The organism is Dietzia sp. HMSC21D01, assembly GCF_001815995.1.
GTDB lineage: Bacteria > Actinomycetota > Actinomycetes > Mycobacteriales > Mycobacteriaceae > Dietzia > Dietzia cinnamea.
Genome location: NZ_KV823688.1, coordinates 1 through 1,362 on the forward strand (window position 1 = coordinate 1; position 1,362 = coordinate 1,362).

Consider the following 1,362-nt stretch of genomic DNA (forward strand, 5'->3'; position numbering starts at 1 on the left):
GGGCGGCGCACCGGCACACCGTGGGCGCGGGCGGTGCTCGCGGGGGGCCGGGCGCGCCGATCGGTGCCTCCGACCTGCTGGCCGCGATACCGGGGGCGATCTCGGCGCTGCGGGGGAGGGAATCGGTGCCCGCCGGCGCTCTTTGGCAGAATTGACAGAATGGGTCCAGTTGTCCCCCCGGCACCGTGCCGCGCCGAGATCGATCTGGACGCGATCGAGCACAACAGTCGCGTCCTCGTCCGGTCTGCCCGCGGGGCGCGGGTCATGGCCGTGGTCAAGGCCGACGCCTACGGGCACGGCGCCGTCCCCGTCTCCCTGGCCGCGCTCCGCGGGGGTGCGCACGCGCTGGGGGTGACCACCATCGCCGAGGCCCTGCAGCTGCGATCGGCGGGCATCGACGCGGAGATCCTCGCGTGGCTCTACTCCGCCTCGGACGACGTTCGCGCGGCGGTCGAGGCGGATGTCGACCTCGCGATTCCCAGCCCGGTCCATCTGGACACCGTCCTGGAGGCGGCGCGCCGCACGGGCCGTCGTGCCCGCGTCACCCCCAAGATCGACACCGGCCTCGCGCGGTCCGGCATCTCCCTCGAGGAGTGGCCGGCCGTGCTCGAGCGGCTCGTCACGGCCGCCGCCGGCGGGCAGGTCGAGGTCACGGGGCTGATGGCCCACTTCGCCCATGCGGACGACCCGGGTAACCCGGTCATCGACCTGCAGGTGGCCCGGCTCCACGAGTGCGTGGCGCAGGCGCGTGCGCGGGGTCTGGAGTGCCCGGTCAACCACCACGCCAACTCGGCGGCCGCGCTCACGCGGCCGGAGGACGGTTTCGAGATGGTGCGGCCGGGGATCGCGCTCTACGGTCTGAATCCGGTCGAGGGCCTGGACGTGGATCTGGTGCCGGCGATGACGTTCTCGGCCGAGGTGCTCATGGTCAAGCGGCTGGCCGCAGGGCAGGGTGTGAGTTACGGGCACACGTGGCACGCCCCCCACGACACCACCGTCGCCCTCATCGCGGCGGGTTACGCCGACGGCGTGTGGCGGCTGCTCTCGGGCCGGCTCGACGTCTCGATCGGCGGGCGGCGCTATCCGAACGTCGGCCGCGTGTGTATGGATCAGTTCGTCGTCGACCTCGGACCCGATCCCGACCAGGCGGTGCGGGTGGGGGACACGGCCGTGTTGTTCGGCACGGGCGCCGACGGCGGGCCCACCGCCGCCGAGTGGGCCGAGACCCTGGACACCATCCACTACGAGGTGGTCACCGCCGTGCGCGGCCGGGCCGCGCGCCACCACGTGATGCACGGCAGTCACCCCGTGCCGTCCGCGCTGGGGACCCACGCCGTCGCGCGGAGCGACGACGCCGCGCCG

The 1,362-nt window shown here is 73.9% G+C and carries 1 protein-coding gene; it reads left to right on the forward strand.

Features of this window, described 5'->3' with window-relative positions; all coding sequences use genetic code 11:
• Window positions 1-159: 159 nt before the first annotated feature.
• The coding region (alr, locus tag HMPREF3086_RS02035) for an alanine racemase (protein ID WP_246830855.1) at window positions 160-1,362 on the forward strand (1,203 nt) is incomplete at its 3' end.